Consider the following 21,162-nt stretch of genomic DNA (forward strand, 5'->3'; position numbering starts at 1 on the left):
GGTGCGCACCCGCCGTAGCGTAACGGAAAACGTCGCCATTTTGCCGAAACTCGGTCATTTCGTCCATCCGGTGGGCCCAAACCTCGCCGTTGCGACAGGTACCGAAGATCCCGGGATCGCGTACGGCATTGCTCCGGCATCTGCATGTCGTGTCGCCATTATCTGCCGGGCCAAGCGGCGGAGCTTTTCCTCGTGCCCGTAGCACAGCACGGCCTGCGCCATGTCGATTACGTCCGGCCCTCGCGATACCAGTTCCGCAAACACATCCTGATCCCCGTCCGCCATCGGCCGGAGATTGATATCAGCGACCATCTTGTCGGACGCAGAACAGCTGTTGAGAGCGAGCGAACTCGCTCCAATGAAAACGGCCGCGGTGGCCGGGCGACGCTCAATCGCTGCCGGTTGAAACGGCGGCGACTTGTGCGGCGGACGCGCCACCGCAAATGCGGTTGCGGCAAGCAACAGCGATCCCCCTAGCGAGATCGCACATTGTCGAACGAACGACGTCAGAATTCCAAGCATCGACCCACCTGCGGACGGCCCTTACTGATGCAGCAGCCATCGGAACGCGCCCAGCCGGACGGCGGACCAATGGCCACAACATCTTCGAAAGGCTTGTGTTCTTCAATTAAATACGAATTTAACTTGCGACGCAGCGACGTCCCATGCGCAACGATTGCCGGCCAGACACCTGTCATCGACACCCCCGGCAGCGGCCGAAGCAGAGCGTCGGCCGATTCTTAAATCGCAATTTAATCGCTCCGCGGACTTTCTTCGCTATCTCGACCTTCATCGGCCGGCGCTCGTTTCGGCGGAGGCATACGGAGGGACTCCCTTGCCAGTAGTTTATATCAATCGTGTCGCAACGGCTGTGCCGCCTTACGACGTTCATGATGCCTTTCGCCGCTTCGCACAGTCGACGCTCCATCTGGCCAGCCCCCGTCAGGCGCGGCTGTTCGAACGCATGGCCGACAAGTCCGGTATCGAGCACCGCTTCTCGTGCCTTACGCCGAGCAACCGGCCGGAAGGCGACCATTTCGATGCCGGCGGCTTCTATGCCCGTAGTGATTTTCCCGATACGGCGACGCGGATGGAGCAATATGAGCGACACGCGCCCGAACTGGCGCAAGCCGCCGTCGATCGCCTGCATCTCGGAGCGGATCGTGACCGCATCACACACCTGATCGTCACCAGTTGCACAGGCTTCTCCGCGCCCGGCCTCGACCTCGATCTCATCGCGCGTTGCGAGCTTCCGACGACGGTCGAACGCACCGTGATCGGCTTCATGGGCTGCTACGCCGCCATCAACGCGCTGAAGCTGGCCTATCACATCGTCCGCTCCGAGGCGGCGGCGCGCGTACTGGTCGTCAACCTCGAACTCTGTACGCTGCATCTCAAGGAAACCGCCGATCTCGAACAGATGCTCTCGTTCCTGCTGTTCGCCGACGGTTGCGCGGCAAGCCTTGTGAGCGCCGAGCCGTCCGGCATCGCGCTCGACAGCTTCCACGCAATGCTGGTCCCCGATACCCGTGAATTGATCACGTGGAACATCCGCGACGCCGGATTCGACATGGTGTTGTCGGGACGCGTTCCGGCCGTCATCCAGGATGGCCTGCGGCAAAGCGGCGAGCGAATCCTCGCCGGCGCGCCCGCCACGTCAATTGACCTGTGGGCGGTGCATCCCGGCGGCCGGACCGTTCTCGACGCGGTGGAGCGAGCTTTTGCTCTCGCGCCGACGGCGCTGGCGGCGTCGCGCGACGTGCTGCGCCGTTATGGCAATATGTCGTCGGCCACGGTCATGTTCGTAATCGAGAAGCTGATGCGCTCGCGCGCGCGTGGCCGCAGCGGATGCGCGATGTCGTTCGGCCCCGGAGTGGTCGCGGAAACCATGCTGTTCCGGACTGGGGCGTGACACCATGAGCACATTCAGTACCACCCACGCTGTAGCAACGGACCTGTCGCAGCGGAGCACCGAAGCCGAATGGCTGGACAGTGCCGATGCAAGTCCGGAAGAGCTCGAACTTGTGCTGCGCGACCTCGCCCGCTTTAACGGCGCGATGCTCGGGCACCGGGCGGTGATCGCCTGGCTGGACGCCGCCATCCAGCGGATACCTGAAGGTACCGAGCTCACGCTCGTCGATGTCGGTTGCGGCTATGGCGACCTGCTGCGGGCGATCCGCAGCTGGGCCGCCGGGCGCGGCCGGCAGATCAAGCTGATCGGGCTCGATCTCAATCGCGAGACGGTCCGCATCGCGCAGTCGGCGACAGGAAACGATCTCAACATCGAATATCAGGTGATGGACATCTTCGACTTCATCCCGCCCTTCCCCATCGACTTCGTCGTCAGCAGCCTGCTCACGCATCATATGTCCGACAAGATGATCGTGACGTTCCTGCGCTGGATGGAGGGGACCGCGCAGCGTGGCTGGATGATCTATGACCTGCAGCGCCACCGGGTGCCGTTCCATTTCATCGGCCTGATGGGTTGGCTGACGCGGCTGCATCCCATTGTCATTCACGATGGCCGGATCTCGGTTGCGAGAGCCCTCACCCGCGCCGAATGGACGGCACGGTTACGCGATGCCGGGATTGCGCCGCGCGCGGTGCGCCTGCGGTGGTTCCTGTTCCGTTTCGTGATTGGACGCGTGCGATGATCCGGGTCGAGACGATCGTCATCGGCGGCGGGCCGGCCGGCAGCGCGGTAGCCTGCGGTCTGGCCGGTCATGGCCATGACGTCATGCTGATCGAGCGCACGGCCACCTCCCAGCATAAAGTGTGTGGCGAATTCCTCAGCGTCGAGACACAGCTGCTGCTACGGCGGCTGGGCGTCGATCCGCTGGCGCTCGGCGCCGTGCCGGTCGATGAGGTGGCATTGTATTCCTCGCGCCGCAGCGTGACCTCGGCACTACCGTTTCGCGGGCTGTCGCTGTCGCGCTATCGACTCGACGCCGCGCTGCTGCGACACGCGCATTTCAGCGGCGCACGCCTGCATCGCGACGTGACGGTGAAAACGGCGAGACCGGATGGATCCGGCTGGCTGGTCGTGTGCGACAACGGCCACACAGTCAGTTGCCGGAACCTCGTATTAGCCACCGGCAAGCTGGGTCTGCGCGGCATCGACGACACGCGCGACGGCTCGCAGGTCGGTTTGAAAATGCACCTGCGGCCTGCCCCCGACATTCGCCGAGCGCTCGAGGGCCGGGTCGAGCTTTACTTTCTGGAGGCCAGCTATATCGGCCTCGAACTGGTCGAAGACGGTATCGCCAACCTCTGCATGGTGCTGCCGGGTGAAACCATGAGCCAGTTAGGATCCGGTTGGCCCGCGCTACGCAACCATGTGGCGGCGGCGCTTCCCGCACTGGCGGAGCGGCTGGCAGACGCCGAGCCGCTGTGGGACAAGCCGAAGGCCGTGGTCTGTCCCAGCGGCGGGCATCTTCATCGCGAGCGAAACGCTGCGGCCTATCGGGTCGGCGACCGTCTCGCCCATATCCCACCCTTCACCGGTGATGGCGTTGCCATCGCCCTTGGATCGGCCGCGCTGGCGGTCGCGCATATCCGGGAGGGCCTTTCACCTGATGTCTATCTGGCAGCCGCGCGAAAACTCACGGCCGGTCCGATCCGACTGGCGAGCATCGTCTCCTGCCTTGCTGGCCATCGCATCAGCCGAAACCTGATGTTCGCCGCGGCCACGCGCGGCCCGGGCCTGATCGGCTCGATCGTCCGCCGCACCCGACTGACCCGCGCGCTGGATGGCCTTGACCCTGCCGTGCTGCCTACCCCGCCGCTCGTGAGCCCATGACGACCCTGCGCACCGAACTGCCCCTCGCGGACACCCGGACATGGCTCGGCTTTGTCCTGATGTGTCTTGGGATGTTCATGGCGATCCTCGACATTCAGGTCGTCGCAACATCGCTGCCGACCATTCAGAATGCCCTCGCCATCTCCCCGGAGACGATGAGCTGGGTCCAGACCTCCTATTTGATTGCCGAGATCATAGCCATTCCCCTGACGGGCTGGTTGACGCATGTGCTCTCAATGCGCTGGCTGTTTGCCGCCGCCCTCGCGCTATTCACGCTGGCGTCGATCGGCTGCGCCGCGAGCGGCACCTTCGCCGCCCTCGTGTCGTTTCGTGTGCTGCAGGGATTCGCGGGCGGCACGCTCATCCCGGCGGTGTTCGCCGCGGTCTTCCTGCTGTTCCCGCCGCGCAGCCAAGGTATTGCCACGACGATCGCCGGCATTGTGGCGGTGCTGGCGCCGACGGTCGGACCTGTGGTCGGCGGCTGGATCACGCAGACCTGGTCCTGGCACTGGCTGTTCCTGATCAATGTCGTTCCCGGGCTGATCGCTTGCGTTGTGGCGCCTCCTCTGCTGCCCCGGCAGCAGCTGAACTTTGGCGACCTTGCGGAAATCGATTGGCGGTCGCTGGTTCTGATGGCGATGTCGCTGGCCACTCTGGAGATCGGACTGAAGCAATCCCCCCATGATGGCTGGGTGTCGGTCACCTGCACGGGCCTGTTCACAATCAGCGCGCTCTGCGGCGGCCTGTTCGTCCGACGCACATTGCGCGCTGCCCATCCGGTCGTCCAGCTTGGCCCGTTCCGAAACCGCTCATTCGCGATCGGATGCGCGTTGAGCTTTTGCCTGGGCGTGGGCCTGTACGGCTCGGTCTATCTCATCCCGGTTTTTCTGGCTTACGTCAGGGGTCACGACGCCCTGCAGATTGGTTCGACGATGCTGGTGACCGGCGCCGCGCAACTGGCGATGTCGCCCATCGCCGTCGCGCTGGAACGGCGACTCAATGCGCGCTGGCTGACCGCCGCAGGTTTTGCGGTGTTTGGTATCGGACTCGCCCTCAGCATGTTTCAGACACGCGACACCGATTTCAACCAGATGTTCTGGCCACAGGTCGTTCGCGGCGTCGCCATCATGTTCTGCCTATTGCCGCCGACCCGCCTGGCGTTGGGTTCGCTGCCGGAAGCGCAGGTGCCGACAGCGAGCGGCCTGTTCAATCTGATGCGCAATCTGGGCGGCGCGATCGGCATCGCGCTGATTGACACCATCCTATACACCCGCGCTCACATCTACGCCGCTGCGTTGCATATGCGGTTGTTATCGGGAGACCCCACGGCGGCAACGGCCATTGGCCTCGATCCCGCATTGCTGACAAGCGGTCTCTCCGGCCCACCCACTCCTGCCATGGAAGCCCTGGTCCAGCCCATGATCGAAAAGACAGCCTTTGTCTGGAGTGTGAACGACGCTTGGGCAATGCTCGCAGCAACAGCGCTGCTTGCTGTGCTGCTGGTACCATTCGCATGGGTCGGGCGCGAACGGTAGTTCGGTCCGGGCGAGTGGCGCTGCCGCCGCCATCTCGAAAAGCGATAGACGTGTTACGGCATCTCCCTTTCAAGATGATCTCGTTTTCCGCACAAGAGATTATTATCGACCGGGCCGTGCCGCTCGCAAAGGCGCTCAGTACCGGGCACGCCACCCGTCAGGCGTCCGCTCATAACTACCGCGGAAATCGATGTTCTCCACGCAGTTGGCGTGCATGTCGGCCGCGGCCTGCAGACATTCCTGATAATCATAGTAGCCGCAGATCTGCGGTGCTCCCCCTGGACCATTGGATGAGCCCGGCAACAGACAGAACGGCGACGCGTCACGGTGCAGTGGCGTAGCTTCGGCGGGTTGCGGTCTCAGCGCTGCAAACGAAAGCGCGACGGCAACGGCAAAAGCCGCAGTGAGATACCTGGGTTGTCGATCGAAAATCATCATCCATCTCCATCTGCTGTGAACCTCAAAGCGTGCCGCTCGCGGTCCCGCAGTCGCATCGATCGGGAAATCGCGATTGCAAAGCCTGCAAGATGGGCAGCCGAGGGCTACGTTTCCGAGATCATCGTGCGCTGGAAATTCAAGATTTTCTTCGCACAGGTCTCATACCGAAGAGATAGGAAACTCTATGTATTTCCCGAATAAATACGTGTTTAACTTTCGAAAGCGCTCGGAGCGCGCCCGATCGACGTTCCCAATGAAGGTCTGACTGACAGCGGGAAGTCGACCTCTCGAATCTTCCGCAGGGTTTCCAAGAGGGGGCCATCATCTTCGGCACAAAGCGCCATTCACGCTTAAAAAGGGTAATTAGCCCGCCCAGCGTCCACGGTTGTGCCATTTCACGACGTTTGGTGACTACGACCTCAAGATACTGACTAGGCGACCACCATTCCCCCGGCTGCGTTGTCTTTCGATCAGCACGTAAAATGTCGGCTTCCAACGATTGCTGCGGGCTGCATCGTTCGTCACGACTGCCCCTGTCCGACTTAGAAGCGCGTACGATGTGCTCCAGGCCGAAACGCCAACACATGCTGTGCTCGATTTTGCCCTTGGTGGCGGGAGCGTCGCTTACGGAAAGTTGGGGCGACTGGTGCTCGGGACGATCGGGGTCATCTCATTGGGAGTCATCCCAATCATTGAGTGCCTCCATGGTAGGTTTCCTCTGGTGCGGATGGAGGTTCTGCACTTGATCAACGCAGATCAGTCGAAGCACTCCTTGCCCGTCGCATACTGGCCAGGACTCACGCCTTCCCTCGTGCAAACTTGAGGGTGTATCGAGGCAGGTCGGATCAGACCGGCATTTTCACACCACAGCAAGATGCCAACGGATATTGACGTGGTTGTTGTCAGAGAGGGCAAGAACTGGCTCGCTGTATCTCGTCGAAGCCTTCATCGTGCATTTGACGAGGTTCTGGGTATGGGACCGGTGACGTTCCTACGCCACAAGCGCTTGTGCGACATTCATTCTATCCTGCGAGAAAGCGATCCGACGCAAACCACAGTGGCCAAAGTCGCAATCGAACATGGATTTATCGAATTGGGGCGTTTCGCCTACTACTACCACACTCTTTTCGGAGAGCATCCGTCGAGGACGCTCGGCACTCGTCCCTCTACGCATCGCTCGCTGTTGCATGACATTAGCCCGGTTCCAGATCTGTGGCTTTGAAATTGCATCTCGGAGTCACCTAGCGCATCCAGGACGATGATCGCGCGCTTGATCACGGCCTTCAGGGCGGCGTGCAGTTGCTGCGTGTCATGCCGGCACCCATTGCGTATTGCCGGCTCTGTGGCACGATAAAGCGAATTTTCAGCAGTCGGTTTGTGTGCAAATGATCTTTGAGCCAATTCGATTGATGCCTGAGGCGCCCGGGCAAACCCCGGCGAAGAACCGCACGATCTTTTCTCTCCTGGCGGCGATTAGATGGGTCCAGCGTTACGTTGACAGCGAAGCCAAGACAACGCCGCGGTGGGCGAAGCTGATCGCTGTTCTTGATGAGGCGACTGTCGGGGAAATTGAGCCGCCCGACGTTCGAGCCGCGCTCCATGTCGCTTTGATGGCTGAAGGATGGGCGATGCCAGACGAGCTTGAGCAGCCAGATATATTCACATCTGGCCGAGTGGATTCCCCGTAAATCCACCGGTGGCGGCGCCACCTTCAAGTGGACGCCGACATCTGTCATAGTGCAAGCCTCACTGCTCGGAGAACGCTCATGTTGTTCCCTGTCGGTAGTCTATGGCTCGCAGCAGTTCTCGCGCTGGCATTTTGCACCAGCGCAAGCGCCGACGATGTGCTCTTCGAAAATGTTCGAATCTTCGACGGAAGAAGCGCCACTCTTTCCGCTCCGTCACATGTGCTGGTCAAGGGTAACGTCATCGAGCATATCTCTGCGGCGCCGATAGCAGCCGCAGACGCTCAGCGTGTCGCAGGAAACGGGTATACGCTGATGCCCGGCCTGATCGACAATCATTGGCACGCGATGTTGGTGCGGGTGACGCCGGCACAGGCTTTCGGTGACGTCGGCTACAACAATCTGCTGGCCGGCAACGAAGCGACTGACACTCTCATGCGCGGCTTCACCACGGTTCGCGATGTTGGCGGGCCGGTGTTCGGCCTCAAGCGCGCCATCGACGAGGGCATCGTCAAGGGCCCGCGCATCTATCCCTCAGGCGCCATGATCACCGTCACGAGCGGGCACGGGGATTTCCGTCAGCTGACCGATCTGCCACGCACGATCGGCGGCATGCTCACCCGCATGGAGCAGGTCGGTGGCGCGATGGTCGCGGACAGCCCTGACGAGGTACGCCTGCGCGCGCGCGAACAACTCATGCAAGGCGCCTCCCAGGTCAAGTTGACGGCGGGCGGCGGAGTGTCGTCACCTTTCAGTCCGGTCGACGTGACCACTTTCACCGAGGCGGAACTACGCGCCGCCGTTGAAGCGGCCGAGAACTGGGGCACATATGTCGCCGCGCATGCCTTTACTCCGGCTGCAATCCAGAGAGCCGTTGCCGCTGGCGTGAAGTGCATCGAACACGGCATGCTGATGGACGAGGCAACCGCCAGGCTGCTTGCCGAGAAGGGCATCTGGTTGAGCTTGCAGCCCCTCCCCGAGGACCTGAGGCTTGGCTTTCCGGAGGGGTCAGTCCAGCGAGCCAAGGCGGATGAGGTCTGGCCCGGCATAGCGAGGTCCTACGAGTTTGCCAGGAAGTACAAGATCAAGACGGCGTGGGGTACCGACGTGCTGTTCTCTCGCGCGCTGGCGCAGCAACAGGGCGCAATTCTGGCCTCGCTCACGCGCTGGTACACCCCCGCCGAAGCGCTGGTCATGGCGACATCGACAAACGCCGAACTGCTGGCACTGTCCGGCAAGCGCAACCCCTATCCCGGCAAGCTCGGCGTCGTGGAACAAGGCGCACTTGCGGATTTACTGCTTGTCGACGGCAATCCGCTGGACAACATCAACCTGATTGCAGATCCCGCGAACAACTTCAAAATCATCATGAAGGACGGCGTCATCTACAAGAACACTTTGAGCAAGTGAGCCTACGTCAAACCAGGCGATGTTATGCACAAATCCGTCGGAGTGGCGGGATTCCAGCGTCTGCCGCTAAAACCGATCGGGCGTCTCGGGCGTATCTTGGTTGCTGGGCCGCGATCGACGATGGCAGCTCATCTTGATCTGTCCCGCGCCAGTCGGAGGCGTAGTCGTTCCGAGACAAAGCAGGTGCCCGCATGCGCAGCCTCCTCTTTTTGATCGCTATAGTGATCGGCCTCGCATCGCCTGTCCGTGCTGCGGATGATGTCGCGGCGGCGCAGAAGATCATCAGCTCCCAAGCCGATGCGCTGGCGCGCGACGACGCTGTGACTGCCTATGGATTCGCGGCCCCCGGCATCCAGAGCATTTTCACCGATCCCGACAGCTTCATGGACATGGTGCGCAACGCCTATGCGCCCATCTATCGCCATCGCAGCTTCGAATTCACCGAGAGCAATACGTCCGGTGGCACGATCGAGCAGAAAGTCCATATCGTCGATGCCGATGGTGTGCCGTGGGATGCGCTCTACACGCTGGAGCCCCAGCCGGATGGCAGCCTGAAGATCAGTGGCTGCATGTTGCTGAAGGTAGGCCAGGCTGTGTGACACCTCACAGCGGCATTCACATTCGCACCTCACATCATCTATAATAGGTCCTGCACGTCTCTCGTCCTACGGTTGCTTCCCGGGTGAATTTGTTGCGGTATCTGTCCCTCAGCGCACTGTCTCCGATTGTCCTGGGCAGCCTGTTGGCGTGCGGGGTGTCGACCATCGCGATGGCTGACGCGCGTCGCCTATCCCTGATGCCTGATCCGCGCGGCGAGTTCATTCGGCTCTGCGCGCCCTTCATGGTGTCGCGCTATGCGCATCCCGAAGCGATCTGCGACTGCGTCCGCACCGCGCTGATCAGCGAAATCGGCGATCGCGATATTCTCGACGCTATCCTCTACGGCGTCACCGAGCGCGGCGTCCCCACGCTGAACCAGAACTGGCTGCCACCGGACAAACAAACCTTGATCCCGCGGACCATGACGGCGATTGCCGAGCCGACGCTTGATTGCATGTTCGGTAACGGACCGGCCAAACGCGCGCTCGAAAACGTACCGATCGATGGATTTCCGGCGATGCCGCCAGTGCAGGATCTGACGCCTTAAGCGACAGACGCGCCCGGCGCGAAAGCCGTGCGGCGACGCGCGCGCAACATCAGCGCCGTGATGATGGTGACGTTAAGCGCGTTCCAGGCAAGGCCGTTCATGAACGCTGCCGCGTAGGAACCCGTGGCGTCGAAGATGACGCCGGACATCCAGCCGCCAAGTGACATGCCTCCTACCGTGCCCAATATGACAATACCGACACGCGTAGCCGCCTGCGATGCAGGCATCGCCTCGCGGATGACGATGGCATAGGCCGGCACGATGCCGCCCTGAAACAGGCCGAACATCGCGGAGATGATGTAGAGCGAGGCAAGGCTGTCGAAGAACAGATAGAACAGCAGCGCGACGCCCTGCGCGATCGATCCCACCAGCAGCGTGCGGATGCCGCCGATGCGATCAGCGAGGAATCCCGAGCCGACGCGACTGATGATGCCAAAGGCAAGCATCAGCGACAGCATCTCGGCGCCGCGCGTCACGCCGTAGCCGAGATCGCCGCAATAGGCGACGATGTGGACCTGCGGCATCGCCATGGCGACACAGCAGCCGATGCCGGCCACGAAGAGAAGCGTTGTCAGCGTGTTGTTGCTGAGCTGGAGATCGACCTTGGGCGGCGGCGCATTGACGTGACTACGTCGTGTGACCGTACCCATCTGCGCGCGCAGAACCGCAAGCATCAGGAGCATCAGGACGGTCGTGACGACCCCGACACTGATATGCGTCGACCGCCAGCCAAAAGTCAGAATGCCCCAGCTGACAATCGGCGGCCAGAGCGTGCCGCCGATATAGCTGCCAGTCGCAGCGACAGTCACCGCAATGCCACGCCGGCGCTCGAACCAGTGCGACGCTTCCGCCATCAGCGGCCCGAAGGTTGCCGACGACCCTGCCCCGATCACCACGTGAATAAGATTGAACTGCCAGAGCGCCGTGGACCGCGACGCGAGAAGATAACCGGCACTCATCAGCACCGTCGCGAGCGCAATCGTGGCCACGATGCCAAACCGGTCCGTGAGCCTGCCGGCGATCACGCCGCCGAGGCCGAAGCCGACCATGGTCAGGGTAAAGGCCAGCGACGCCGCGCCGCGGCTGGCCGCGAAATCGGCCTGCACGGCCGGGAGCGCCACCACCACCGACCACATGCCCACTGACCCGAGCGAGCCGATGATCAAGGCAAGCGACAGCCGGATCCAGGCCTGACGGGAGTCAGGCAGGAACGGCGTCGAATCTGAAGTGGGGGTCGCGATCGTCACGGCGGCAACATCCTCGGCGTGTGCCCACAGGTCAAGCGATATGCCGAAGGATTAGGCATGCAGAAGCAGCGCAACAACAGCGGGCCGCCAAACTGGCTCCGGGCTTGTGGCAAAGCCGCGCAATAACGCCTCGTTAACCCTTTGCTAACCATACACACGGCAAAAATTGCCGAGTGGAGTCGCGTCTCGTCAGCTGACCGGGGGAATGCCCGTGGATGCCAGTGCGGTGCCTCACTTGCGGATCGGCGGCCCTTCGGCCGCTGCGCAGACGTTCGGCAGTCGCGAACGACATTCGCGCGGGGAAGCGGCATCGATGACGGATTTGATCGCGGGTCAGGGTCTGGGCGCACCCAAGAGCGGCGGTTTCGACTTCGCCAGCATCAAGACGAACGTCCTGCGCGGCGATATCGGCCTCGCATTTGGCGTTCTGATCATCCTTGTCGTCCTGATCATGCCACTGCCAGCCATCGTGATGGATCTGTTCCTCGCGATCTCCATCACCATGTCGGTGCTGATCCTGATGACGGCGCTGTTCACCCAGACGCCGCTGGAATTCTCGTCGTTCCCCACCGTGCTGCTGATCTCGACCATGTTGCGGTTGTCGCTGAACCTCGCCTCGACCCGCCTGATCCTGTCGCATGGCCACGAAGGCACCGCCGCCGCCGGCCACGTCATCGAGGCGTTCGGCAATTTCGTAATGGGTGGCAACTTCGTCATCGGCATCGTCGTGTTCGCGATCCTGGTGATCGTGAACTTCATCGTCATCACCAAGGGTTCGGGCCGTATCGCCGAAGTCGCGGCACGCTTCCAGCTGGACTCGATGCCCGGCAAGCAGATGGCGATCGACGCCGACCTCTCGGCCGGCCTGATCGACGAGGCCACCGCCAAGGCGCGCCGCAAGGACCTTGAAGACGAAAGTGGCTTCTTCGGCGCCATGGACGGTGCTTCCAAGTTCGTCCGCGGCGATGCCATTGCCGGCCTGCTCATCACCGCCATCAACGTCATCGGCGGGATCATCATCGGCGTCGCGCAGCAGGGCCTGTCGTTCTCGGAAGCCGGCCGCACCTATACGCTGCTGACCGTCGGCGACGGCCTGGTCACACAGGTTCCGGCGCTGATTGTCTCGACCGCCGCAGGCCTGCTCGTCTCGAAGGCGGGCATTACCGGCGCCGCCGACAAGACGCTGATCAAGCAATTCTCCGGCTATCCGCAGGCGCTGGGCATGTCGGCCGGCGTCATGCTGACGCTGGCGCTGCTGCCGGGCATTCCGATGCTGCCGTTCCTCGCGCTCGGCGGCGGCGCAGCCTATCTCGCCGTCACTGCCAACAAGCGCAACAAGATCGCCCGCGCGGAAGTCGCGCATCAGGCCGCAGCACCGGCCGCGGCCGCCGCCGCACAAGCCGCCGCCGCGGACGAGCCGATCTCCGCATCGCTGAAGATCGACGATCTCAAGATCGAGCTGGGCTACGCGCTGCTGCCGCTGGTCAATGGCCCGGACGGCACCGATCGCCTGACCGAACAGATCAAGGCGCTGCGCAAGTCGCTCGCTGTCGAAATGGGTTTCGTGATGCCGTCGGTCCGAATTCTGGACAACGTGCAGCTCGAAGCCAACACCTACATCATCAAGATCAAGGAAGTAGACGCCGGCACCGGCCGCATCTGGCCGAACCAGTTCATGGTCATGGATCCCGGTGGTAATCAGGTCAATGTCCCGGGCATTCACACGACAGAGCCGACCTTCGGCCTGCCCGCGACCTGGGTCGATGCCGGCCTGAAGGAAGAAGCCTCGCTCAAGGGCTACACCGTGGTCGATGCCGCCACGGTCTTGTCGACGCATCTGACAGAGCTGCTGAAGGGCAACATGTCGGACCTGTTGTCCTATGGCGAAGTCCAGAAACTCCTGAAGGATCTGCCGAAGGAACAAGGCGAACTGGTCAAGGACATCGTCCCCTCGCTCATCACCGTGTCGGGCATCCAGCGCGTACTGCAATTGCTGCTCACCGAACGTATTTCGGTGCGCGATCTCTCGACCATCCTCGAAGGCATTGCCGACGCCCTCGCCTTCTCGCGCAACCCCTCGACCATCGTCGAGCATGTGCGTGCGCGCCTCGCGCGACAGATCTGCGCGCAGAACACGTCCTACAACGGCTACCTGCCGCTCATCGCACTGTCGGCGCAGTGGGAGCAGGCCTTCGCGGAATCGATCATCGGCACCGGCGAAGAACGCAGTCTCGCGATGCAGCCGTCGAAGCTGTCGGAGTTCATGACCACCGTGCGCGATCGTTTCGAACAGGCCGCGCGCGAAGGCGAAGCGCCGGTGCTGGTCACCTCGGCCTCGATCCGGCCGTTCGTGCGCTCGCTGGTGGAACGGTTCCGCGCACAAACCACCGTGCTGTCCCAGGCGGAAATCCACCCCCGCGCGCGCCTGAAGACCGTCGGAAGCGTCTGAGTCGGCGGCAAGAGGCCAGCAACCTTGCCCGAAACCGATGTAAATTCGTCACAGACAAGAGATTTGCTAGAATGTCGCATCCCGAGGCCATTTCGGGGCGACGGCACGAATCACTCTCAACGCTCTGATAATAAATAATAATTTATGAATTTCAGGACCAAGCCGGGTGCTTCAATCGCGCCGGATCACGTCTTATCACTGCCTTGTGATCGACTATTTGGAACGGAACGACCCAACACCACGTTTCCTATGCGTGATGAGTTGAACCTGCCGACGCGGACACGACACAAACGGTCGTAGGCAGAGTAAGACGGCAGGGAGCGTTTCCAATGAACCACTCGATTTACAGCGCGGATCGCATGACCCACCTCAAGGTGGTGATCGTTGCTCTGGTCGCCGGTATCTTCGTGGCAGGCTTCGGAATCTCGGCCCGCATGAATGCTGACGAAGGCTACAGCCAGACCGCCAGCGCTCGTGTGATCAAAGCAGGCCAGCCGGTTGCTGTCACCACTTCGAACGCCAGCATGGTCCGCTAAGGAATTCAGGAATTCGCGTGGCGATGTCCCCCAAGGTCGTCAGGTGAATACATAGAAGCTCCACTTCCCCCCGAGTGGACTTCTGAATGGAAAACGCCCGCTCCCCACGGGCGTTTTTCTTTTGTGGGGTGCTTTCTTGCTTTCCCTCCCTCAAGCAGCGCAGCTGCGCAGTGGGAGGGATATTCTGCGCGCCAGCGCGCCATCACAGATCAAATTTCAAACAGCCACGCTCTCGCAGTCTCGCGGCGCTTGCGCGTCCGAGGTATGAGCAGTGCCCCTCATCAAACATGAGGGGTGGCGGCGCGCCGTGAGGCGCGAAGGGTGGTATCTGTCGCGATCCGCTCCACCGGAACGCCGGCAAGCTGCAACCGCGCAACGCCTCACGGCGCGCCACCGCGGCGATTTCTGTCCCCGGGACCGTTCTTCCGGGCAAAGGCGCAGAGCTCCGCACTCCGCTGATCCCGACGGTTTCCCGCCGTTCACCAATGCCACGTCCAGCCAGCATGAGTGGCAGACCCCCCCGTAGTGGGGCCGGACGGTGACCCAAGGCCTCCCGAGTGCGCGGGGTACGTCACCCCACACCCGCAGGCGCCGCAATCCAGATCCCACCTCAAGACGCCTCATGAAGCGCCCCTCGCGAACCGGATGAGCGGAGGATAATCCTGCTGGGGATATTGTCAAGATAAAATAGGAAGAAATGTTTAAGCCCTATTCTCTCGATTGTCATTCCGGGGGCGCTCTTGCGCGAGCCCGGAATCCATAACCACGATCGCGCGTATGGATTCCGGACCTGCCCCCAGCCGGCTACGCCTGTCGGGCGCGTCCCGGAATGACAGCCAGTGAGCTCAAAATCGCATCGCACCTAGCTGCGCGAACTACACTTTCCTCACCAAAGCCCAACACCGATAATCGCGGTGATCGCAATGACGTATTACGTCTATCTGCTGGCCAGCCGAAAATACGGCACGCTATACATTGGCGTGACGAACGACCTTATACGGCGAGTCTACGAGCATCGTAGTAAGGTGGTTGACGGCTTCACGCGACGTTATGACGTCGACAAGCTCGTTTGGTTTGAGGTCTACGATGACGTCCTGTCGGCCATTGCGCGTGAGAAAGAACTCAAGAAATGGCGCCGCGACTGGAAGATCCGATTGATCGAAGAGCAAAATCCAAACTGGATGGATTTGTATCCGGTGCTTTCCGGCTGACGTGGAGTTTATGGATTCCGGGCCCGCGCAAAAGCGCGTCCTCAGACACACCAATTGGTGTGTCGGGGAATGACAATTGAGAGGTTTGCATTACAGCGACTGCGCCGCTTTCATGCGCCCCGGAATGACCAACATTGGGGCCACTGCCGGATGACGAGAGAGCCAAACGATCACCGCGCCGGCGGCACCGTTTCGATCAGCTTGCCGGTGAAAACGATCGGGCCCGTGGCTGCACCGGTTGGCGAACCGCCTTCCGGCTCGACGGTCACGGCATAGGTGGCCTGATTGACGACGTCGGGATCATAGGCAGCGAGTGCAGCGCGCGATGTGAAGTCGTTGCTGCCGATCACGCCGAGCGAACGCGGACGCTGCAGCTTGTCGGACACAATCCAGAGCTCGTAGCTTTTGCCGGCCTGCGGTTCGGCGCCAACCTTGCGCACTGTAAAGTTTTTGGTCGCTGCATCGACAGTGAGGATGAATGCGGGTGACGCAGCGTCGGTCTGCAGCAAGGCGACGTATTGCGACTGAGCTGCTGCGGGCGGCGCGACCGGCGCTGGCGCCTGCACCACCTGCGTCGCTGCCTTCGGGCGTAAACCTGCCGGCAGCAATTCGGGGCGATAGGCCTGCACGGCGATCAGCGCAACAAGCATGGCGGCAATCGCGGTCATGCCGGTGGCGACACCGCGCCAGCGTTTTGCCTGGACCGAGAAATCAATCACATTCGAACGATCGAGCGTCGGACGGTCAACTGTCGAACTATCAATGGAAGATGGTTCAGCGACAGCTGCAGCGACCGGCTGCGGCGCTTCCGGATGCACGATCGCTTCTTGCGTATCGGCCAGACCGATCGCAACGCGGATTTTCTCCCAGACTTCAGGACGCGGCTCGACAAGGCCGACCATCTGATTCAAAACGCCGAGCTTGCGCTCCCACGCCTCGACCACCGCGGCAAAATCCTTGTCGACGGACATCATGGTCTCGACCTGCACGCGCTCTTCGGCACTGAGCGTGCCAAGCGCGTATTCCGCGGCAAGCGCGATATGGTCTTCGCTATAGGCCATCATGTCAGTCCCAGACACTCCCGGATGTCCATCATACTGCGGCGCAGCCACGTCTTCACTGTATTGACCGGCGCTTCGAACTTCGTCGCGAGTTGTTCGCGGCTCCAGCCATTGTAGTAAGCAAGCAGCACCAGTTTCTGCCGGTCCGGTTCAAGCCGGCCCACGCACTCCAACAAGCGCTTCAATTCTTCGGTCATTTCCTGACGCGCGAGCGGGTCAGGTGTATCGGCTGCCACTTCCATTGCAGCCGGCTCTTCCTCGATAGACGTTTCGCTTCTCTTGCGAACTACATCGATGGCCCGGTTACGAGCGATCGACGCCATCCACGTGATCGGCGAGGCAACACCGGGATTGAATTGCCCGGCGCTGTTCCAGATCTTGACATACGTCTCCTGGATGACTTCCTCGGCGAGATCCTGTCTGCGCAAGATACGGAGCACGACACCAAAGAGTTTCGCGCGCGTTGCTGCATAGAGTCGCTCGAAGGCGACTTCATCCCCTTTGGCAACTGCGGCAAGAAGCCAGACCAGTTCAGCCGGCGTCAGCATTACGTCTCCCCAACCTCAATATACCTTTCGCCTTACGGAGGTGCCGCCCGGCGGTATTACCTGTCGTAACATAGATTATAGCAAGCGGGCCATGTCGCTGTTTATGCTGTGGATAGACCACAAACAGCAAACCCGGACCTCGCGGCCCGGGCTTGATGACTTCAATCTTTGAGGCTCGTTGGCTCGCCGCTTCTGCGGATCAGGCCACTGCGCCGATGCGGGCACGCATCAGGCCAATGCTGTCGAGGTCGGCCTGTTCGCGTGCGTTCTCTTCGTCGCGCGCGCGGGCCTGGTCGCGCTCGTCGAGCAGTTCGACCTTCTTGAGTTCCTCGAATGCTTCACTCAGCAATGCCTTCGCGTCTTCGAGCTGAACACGCAGCTCATCGGCCGAACGCGTCAGGTTCTCGCGACGCTGGATCGCGGCCTTGGCGTAGGTCGGGTAGGCAAAGTGGGTGGGATCCTGAATACCGGCGCGATCCTGTTCGGTCTGGATCTCGCGCTCGAGATCGACCGACATGCGCTGGAAATCCGCGATCATGCCTTCGATCTGATTGACCCGGCGGCGCTTCTCATCGACCTGGAACTTCTTCAGGCGGATCAGGGTGTCACGTGACTTCATCGACTCATACTCCCCAGAAGTCCCAGTCTCAACGCGGGACACAACCGGCCGGCCGCAAGGGGCAGGCCGGCCGAAACTCGTCTCTGAGGGTCATGATGGCCTGACAAAGTTAGCGTTCCGTTTCCAAACTACCAACGATCTGTTGCAGTTGCTGATAACCTTGGGCCAGTCCGCAGACTTCGTCCTTCCGTTGTCGCAGGAATGCCTCAAGCGGCTCATGGAGCCGGATCGCCTCGTCCACTTCCGGACTGGAACCGGCGCGATAGGCGCCGAGCCGGATCAGCTCTTCCATATCCGAATAAGTCGCCATGATCTGCCGGGCCCGCGTGATCGTCGGCAAATAGGCCGGATCGCAGGACCGCGGCATGGTTCGCGACACCGACTTCAGGATATTGATAGCAGGATAGCGGCCGCGCTCGGCGATACCGCGTTGCATCACGATATGACCGTCGAGAATGCCGCGCACGGCGTCAGCAACGGGTTCGTTGTGATCGTCGCCGTCGACCAGCACCGTGAAGATGCCCGTGATGGAGCCTTCATCGGTGCCCGGCCCTGCCCGCTCCAGCAGTTTCGGCAGTTCGGTGAACACCGTCGGCGTATAGCCTTTTGCAGTCGGCGGCTCGCCGACGGACAGACCGATCTCGCGCTGCGCCATGGCGAAACGCGTGACCGAGTCCATCATGCACATGACGTCCTTGCCCTCATCGCGGAAGAACTCCGAGATCGACAGCGTCAGATAAGCCGCTTGGCGCCGCATCAGTGCAGGCTCGTCCGAAGTCGCCACGACTACGACGGCGCGTGCGAGACCTTCTTCGCCCAAGTCCTCCTGCAAGAACTCCTGCACTTCACGGCCACGTTCGCCGATCAGGCCGATGACCGACACGTCGGCATCGACATTACGTGCCAGCATCGACAGCAGCACCGACTTGCCGACGCCGGAGCCCGCAAAGATGCCCATGCGCTGGCCGCGGCAGCAGGTCAGGAAGGTATTGAGCGAGCGCACCCCGAGATCGAGCGGCGCGCCGACGCGTTTGCGAGAATGCGCCGGCGGCGGAGACGCGCGATATGGCATCGGTGCCGGACCCTGCAGCAACGTCCCCTTGCCGTCGATCGGCTCGCCCATGGCGTTCACGACGCGGCCGAGCCAGGCGATCGAGGGCCGCACCTGGCTGGCGGCATTGGCGATCACCGCCCGGCAGCCGCGACGTACGCCTTCCAGTCCGGCGAAGGGCATCACCACGGCGTTGTCGCCACTGAAACCGATCACCTCGGCGGGGATGGAACGGCTTGTGCCGGTCTCGATGGTAATTCGGGCACCGACCGACATCGCGTGGATCGGCCCGGCCACCTCAACCATTAACCCGCGAACACCGACCACCCGGCCGTAAATATTGACGCCATCGAGGTCAGTAATCTGTTCCGCAAGGGCTTTCATTGCAAAACCCTTAAGTTTCGCTTCATTGCCGGCTCGGCCTTAACCCCGTGTTTACCCGCATCGTTAATCATTACGTCACTGTCTTGGATGACTGAGAGCATTCGCGCCATCAGAATGAAGGGGCGAGTCGATGGAGTCGGTTAGGTCCGGCTCTTAATGTGGAGCTTGAGCGGGTACGGGTACAAAAAGAGTCTTTGCTGCAACATCTTATGGCGATTCGACAAAAATTGCACGATTAGAGCTTGCGCTGAAGAATCAGGTTTTGTTAACCATATCCAGTCAGGATCCGAATCAGTTGTTCGTAGGCGTTTTTTGGTGCCGCAAGTATGGCGGCCGACCTGACGCCCGGAGCGGCGACTAAAGGGGACTGGCATGCGCGTTTTGCTAATTGAAGATGATAGCGCCGTTGCGCAGTCGATTGAGCTGATGCTCAAATCCGAGAGTTTCAACGTCTATACGACGGATCTCGGAGAAGAGGGCGTCGATCTCGGCAAGCTCTACGACTACGATATTATCCTGCTCGATCTCAATCTGCCGGACATGTCCGGTTACGATGTGCTCAAGCAGCTGCGGGTGTCCAAGATCAAGACCCCGATCCTCATTCTCTCGGGCCTCGCCGGCATCGAGGACAAGGTCAAGGGTCTCGGCGTCGGCGCCGACGACTACATGACCAAGCCCTTCCACAAGGACGAGCTGGTTGCCCGCATTCATGCAATCGTGCGCCGCTCCAAGGGCCACGCCCAGTCGGTCATCCAGACTGGCGACCTGGTGGTCAATCTCGATACCAAGACGGTGGAAGTCGGCGGTCAGCGCGTCCATCTGACGGGCAAGGAATACCAGATGCTGGAGCTGCTCTCGCTCCGCAAGGGTACCACCCTCACCAAGGAAATGTTCCTCAACCACCTCTATGGCGGTATGGACGAGCCCGAACTGAAGATCATCGACGTTTTCATCTGCAAGCTGCGCAAGAAGCTGGCGAATGCTTCCGAAGGCCGCAACTTCATCGAAACCGTCTGGGGCCGTGGCTATGTGCTCCGCGAGCCGCACGAAGAAGAGATCCGCATCCCGGCTTGAGTTTCAAGCCGGCATAAGCGTCACTCCCCGAAAGTTCTCACGAAACCCCGCCAGCAGGCGGGGTTTTTGTTTGCGCGGATGAACTCTCCCATTGCTCGCCGAGACGAATACAATGAGCGGTATCGAGCGATGTCGCTTGAAGCGCATTCGGGGGCGGAATGGTTCTGCAATCTCTGGTCGGGCTGCCGGCCTTTCTGGTCTACTTCTGTACCGGCATCGTCGCCGTGATGCTCTATCTGTTCGTCTATCTGCGCGTGACCGCACATGACGAGTTCGCACTGATCCGCAAGGATTGCGCGCCGGCTGCGATCGCGCTCGGGCTCAGCCTGCTCGGCTTCGTGCTGCCGGTGGCCAGCGCCATCGTCCACTCCGCCAATGTGGTCGACTGCCTGATCTGGGCGATCATCGCGCTGATCGTGCAGATCGCCGTCTATTTCATTCTTCGCATTCCGGTGCCGCAATTGTCGGATCGCATAGCCAATGGCGAGATGGCCCCGGCCCTCTGGCTCGGCCTCGCCTCCCTTGCTGCCGGCGTGCTGAACGCTGCCTCCATGGTGTATTCGCCATGACCAGCGGGCCCGCAAAGAACTTCGGCAAGCGCCAACCCGTGCAACCGATGCATGAGGAAGCTCCGTCGCGCAAACGTTCCAACCATGTGGCGCTCCTGCTCATGGGCACCATGGCCCTGGGCGGCGGTGCCTATGCGCTGATGCCGAGCGAACATTGCGACCCGAACCGCGCGGCCATCGCCGGCCAGCAGCAGGAGTGTCAGCAGCGCAGTTCGTCGTCATCCTCCGGCGGCCATGGTTATTCAGGGGGCAGCAACAGTTCCTCCGGACGCAGCAACTTCGCCAGCACCGGATCGTCATCCAGCGGCGGATATGACAGCTCGTCATCCAGCAGCAGCCACGTAACCCATGGTGGCTTCGGCTCCTTCGCCTCGCATTTCTCCGGCGGCGGCTAGTTTT

General features: G+C 61.4%; 20 protein-coding genes and 1 pseudogene. 14 read left to right on the plus strand and 7 right to left on the minus strand.

The window, feature by feature from the left end:
• Positions 1–835 precede the first annotated feature (835 nt).
• Genes A4A58_RS24510 through A4A58_RS24525 form a run of 4 tightly spaced genes read left to right on the plus strand, consistent with a single transcriptional unit; the run spans position 836 to position 5,334 of the window.
• Entirely contained in the window at positions 836–1,912 is a 1,077-nt protein-coding gene (locus A4A58_RS24510; RefSeq protein WP_068737088.1) for a type III polyketide synthase, read from the plus strand.
• A 4-nt stretch (positions 1,913–1,916) separates the two neighbouring features.
• The gene (locus A4A58_RS24515) at positions 1,917–2,654 is read left to right on the plus strand and encodes a methyltransferase domain-containing protein (protein WP_068737090.1); all 738 of its coding nucleotides are present in this window, start codon (positions 1,917–1,919) and stop codon (positions 2,652–2,654) included.
• Positions 2,651–3,799 carry an NAD(P)/FAD-dependent oxidoreductase gene (locus tag A4A58_RS24520; protein ID WP_068737092.1) on the plus strand — a complete coding sequence of 383 codons (1,149 nt, stop codon included), beginning with the start codon at positions 2,651–2,653 and terminating at the stop codon, positions 3,797–3,799. The genes A4A58_RS24515 and A4A58_RS24520 overlap by 4 nt, the downstream gene beginning before the upstream one ends.
• Entirely contained in the window at positions 3,796–5,334 is a 1,539-nt protein-coding gene (locus tag A4A58_RS24525; protein WP_244499861.1) for a DHA2 family efflux MFS transporter permease subunit, read from the plus strand. The genes A4A58_RS24520 and A4A58_RS24525 overlap by 4 nt, the downstream gene beginning before the upstream one ends.
• Before the next feature lie 135 nt (positions 5,335–5,469).
• Here the strand turns inward: A4A58_RS24525 and A4A58_RS31865 are convergent, their stop codons facing one another.
• Positions 5,470–5,772 (minus strand): DUF3551 domain-containing protein, encoded by a 303-nt coding sequence (locus A4A58_RS31865; RefSeq protein ID WP_068737094.1) that lies wholly within the window; start codon positions 5,770–5,772, stop codon positions 5,470–5,472.
• Positions 5,773–6,694: 922 nt separating this feature from the next.
• On the opposite strand from A4A58_RS31865, the pseudogene A4A58_RS29850 reads away from it, so the two are divergent.
• Positions 6,695–6,994, plus strand: a pseudogene (locus tag A4A58_RS29850) (helix-turn-helix domain-containing protein); the annotation flags it as partial.
• A 61-nt stretch (positions 6,995–7,055) separates the two neighbouring features.
• Here the strand turns inward: A4A58_RS29850 and A4A58_RS30500 are convergent.
• Positions 7,056–7,508, minus strand: a complete 453-nt coding sequence (locus A4A58_RS30500) for a hypothetical protein (protein ID WP_139069936.1) — start codon at positions 7,506–7,508, stop codon at positions 7,056–7,058.
• 30 nt (positions 7,509–7,538) lie between these two features.
• On the opposite strand from A4A58_RS30500, the gene A4A58_RS24545 reads away from it, so the two are divergent.
• The 3 genes from A4A58_RS24545 (at position 7,539) to A4A58_RS24555 (ending at position 10,014) form a co-directional block, all read left to right on the plus strand.
• Entirely contained in the window at positions 7,539–8,867 is a 1,329-nt protein-coding gene (locus tag A4A58_RS24545; RefSeq protein ID WP_068737100.1) for a metal-dependent hydrolase family protein, read from the plus strand.
• 191 nt (positions 8,868–9,058) lie between these two features.
• Positions 9,059–9,466: a DUF4864 domain-containing protein gene (locus A4A58_RS24550; RefSeq protein WP_068737102.1), complete on the plus strand. Its 408-nt coding sequence runs from the start codon at positions 9,059–9,061 to the stop codon at positions 9,464–9,466.
• Between the two features lie 170 nt (positions 9,467–9,636).
• Complete coding sequence (locus A4A58_RS24555) at positions 9,637–10,014, plus strand: hypothetical protein (RefSeq protein WP_139069937.1); 378 nt, start codon at positions 9,637–9,639, stop codon at positions 10,012–10,014.
• Here A4A58_RS24555 and A4A58_RS24560 read toward each other — a convergent pair.
• Positions 10,011–11,261, minus strand: coding sequence for an MFS transporter (locus tag A4A58_RS24560; RefSeq protein ID WP_086937141.1), 1,251 nt, complete (start codon positions 11,259–11,261; stop codon positions 10,011–10,013). The genes A4A58_RS24555 and A4A58_RS24560 overlap by 4 nt on opposite strands.
• A 211-nt stretch (positions 11,262–11,472) precedes the next feature.
• Between A4A58_RS24560 and flhA the strand changes: the two genes are divergently transcribed.
• From flhA to A4A58_RS24575, 3 genes are all read left to right on the plus strand, one after another.
• A complete protein-coding gene (flhA, locus tag A4A58_RS24565; protein ID WP_086937142.1) occupies positions 11,473–13,710 on the plus strand; it encodes a flagellar biosynthesis protein FlhA in 2,238 nt (745 codons plus the stop codon).
• A 329-nt stretch (positions 13,711–14,039) separates the two neighbouring features.
• Positions 14,040–14,246, plus strand: a complete 207-nt coding sequence (locus A4A58_RS24570) for a hypothetical protein (RefSeq protein ID WP_068737106.1) — start codon at positions 14,040–14,042, stop codon at positions 14,244–14,246.
• 923 nt (positions 14,247–15,169) lie between these two features.
• The gene (locus A4A58_RS24575) at positions 15,170–15,457 is read left to right on the plus strand and encodes a GIY-YIG nuclease family protein (RefSeq protein ID WP_068737108.1); all 288 of its coding nucleotides are present in this window, start codon (positions 15,170–15,172) and stop codon (positions 15,455–15,457) included.
• A 170-nt stretch (positions 15,458–15,627) separates the two neighbouring features.
• Here the strand turns inward: A4A58_RS24575 and A4A58_RS24580 are convergent, their stop codons facing one another.
• From A4A58_RS24580 to fliI, 4 genes are all read right to left on the minus strand, one after another.
• On the minus strand, positions 15,628–16,518 hold the full coding sequence (locus A4A58_RS24580; protein ID WP_068737469.1) for an anti-sigma factor: 891 nt from the start codon (positions 16,516–16,518) through the stop codon (positions 15,628–15,630).
• The gene (locus A4A58_RS24585) at positions 16,518–17,066 is read right to left on the minus strand and encodes a sigma-70 family RNA polymerase sigma factor (RefSeq protein ID WP_068737110.1); all 549 of its coding nucleotides are present in this window, start codon (positions 17,064–17,066) and stop codon (positions 16,518–16,520) included. The genes A4A58_RS24580 and A4A58_RS24585 overlap by 1 nt, the downstream gene beginning before the upstream one ends.
• 199 nt (positions 17,067–17,265) lie before the next feature.
• Positions 17,266–17,685: a flagellar export protein FliJ gene (gene fliJ, locus A4A58_RS24590; protein ID WP_068737112.1), complete on the minus strand. Its 420-nt coding sequence runs from the start codon at positions 17,683–17,685 to the stop codon at positions 17,266–17,268.
• Positions 17,686–17,794: 109 nt separating this feature from the next.
• Positions 17,795–19,120, minus strand: a complete 1,326-nt coding sequence (gene fliI, locus A4A58_RS24595; RefSeq protein ID WP_068737114.1) for a flagellar protein export ATPase FliI — start codon at positions 19,118–19,120, stop codon at positions 17,795–17,797.
• Positions 19,121–19,492: 372 nt separating this feature from the next.
• Here fliI and ctrA point away from each other — a divergent pair, with 372 nt between their 5' ends.
• The 3 genes from ctrA (at position 19,493) to A4A58_RS24610 (ending at position 21,158) form a co-directional block, all read left to right on the plus strand.
• Positions 19,493–20,194: a response regulator transcription factor CtrA gene (gene ctrA, locus A4A58_RS24600; RefSeq protein ID WP_068737116.1), complete on the plus strand. Its 702-nt coding sequence runs from the start codon at positions 19,493–19,495 to the stop codon at positions 20,192–20,194.
• 158 nt (positions 20,195–20,352) lie between these two features.
• Positions 20,353–20,763 carry a DUF350 domain-containing protein gene (locus A4A58_RS24605; protein ID WP_068737118.1) on the plus strand — a complete coding sequence of 137 codons (411 nt, stop codon included), beginning with the start codon at positions 20,353–20,355 and terminating at the stop codon, positions 20,761–20,763.
• Positions 20,760–21,158, plus strand: coding sequence for a hypothetical protein (locus A4A58_RS24610; protein ID WP_068737120.1), 399 nt, complete (start codon positions 20,760–20,762; stop codon positions 21,156–21,158). Before A4A58_RS24605 ends, A4A58_RS24610 begins: the two co-directional genes overlap by 4 nt.
• The last annotated feature ends 4 nt before the right edge of the window (positions 21,159–21,162 follow it).

Origin of the sequence: Tardiphaga robiniae, assembly GCF_001618955.1 — a bacterium.
Classification (GTDB): Bacteria; Pseudomonadota; Alphaproteobacteria; order Rhizobiales; family Xanthobacteraceae; genus Tardiphaga; species Tardiphaga robiniae_A.

Coding starts and splice junctions, on each gene's coding strand:
- A4A58_RS24575 (WP_068737108.1), top strand. CDS start 15,170: ATGACGTATTACGTCTATCTGCTGGCCAGCCGAAAATACGGCACGCTA.
- A4A58_RS24610 (WP_068737120.1), top strand. CDS start 20,760: ATGACCAGCGGGCCCGCAAAGAACTTCGGCAAGCGCCAACCCGTGCAA.
- A4A58_RS24605 (WP_068737118.1), top strand. CDS start 20,353: ATGGTTCTGCAATCTCTGGTCGGGCTGCCGGCCTTTCTGGTCTACTTC.
- A4A58_RS31865 (WP_068737094.1), bottom strand. CDS start 5,772: ATGATGATTTTCGATCGACAACCCAGGTATCTCACTGCGGCTTTTGCC.
- A4A58_RS30500 (WP_139069936.1), bottom strand. CDS start 7,508: ATGACAGATGTCGGCGTCCACTTGAAGGTGGCGCCGCCACCGGTGGAT.
- A4A58_RS24580 (WP_068737469.1), bottom strand. CDS start 16,518: ATGGCCTATAGCGAAGACCATATCGCGCTTGCCGCGGAATACGCGCTT.
- A4A58_RS24515 (WP_068737090.1), top strand. CDS start 1,917: ATGAGCACATTCAGTACCACCCACGCTGTAGCAACGGACCTGTCGCAG.
- A4A58_RS24545 (WP_068737100.1), top strand. CDS start 7,539: ATGTTGTTCCCTGTCGGTAGTCTATGGCTCGCAGCAGTTCTCGCGCTG.
- A4A58_RS24550 (WP_068737102.1), top strand. CDS start 9,059: ATGCGCAGCCTCCTCTTTTTGATCGCTATAGTGATCGGCCTCGCATCG.
- A4A58_RS24525 (WP_244499861.1), top strand. CDS start 3,796: ATGACGACCCTGCGCACCGAACTGCCCCTCGCGGACACCCGGACATGG.
- fliI (WP_068737114.1), bottom strand. CDS start 19,120: ATGAAAGCCCTTGCGGAACAGATTACTGACCTCGATGGCGTCAATATT.
- A4A58_RS24555 (WP_139069937.1), top strand. CDS start 9,637: ATGGCTGACGCGCGTCGCCTATCCCTGATGCCTGATCCGCGCGGCGAG.
- A4A58_RS24585 (WP_068737110.1), bottom strand. CDS start 17,066: ATGCTGACGCCGGCTGAACTGGTCTGGCTTCTTGCCGCAGTTGCCAAA.
- A4A58_RS24570 (WP_068737106.1), top strand. CDS start 14,040: ATGAACCACTCGATTTACAGCGCGGATCGCATGACCCACCTCAAGGTG.
- ctrA (WP_068737116.1), top strand. CDS start 19,493: ATGCGCGTTTTGCTAATTGAAGATGATAGCGCCGTTGCGCAGTCGATT.
- fliJ (WP_068737112.1), bottom strand. CDS start 17,685: ATGAAGTCACGTGACACCCTGATCCGCCTGAAGAAGTTCCAGGTCGAT.
- A4A58_RS24520 (WP_068737092.1), top strand. CDS start 2,651: ATGATCCGGGTCGAGACGATCGTCATCGGCGGCGGGCCGGCCGGCAGC.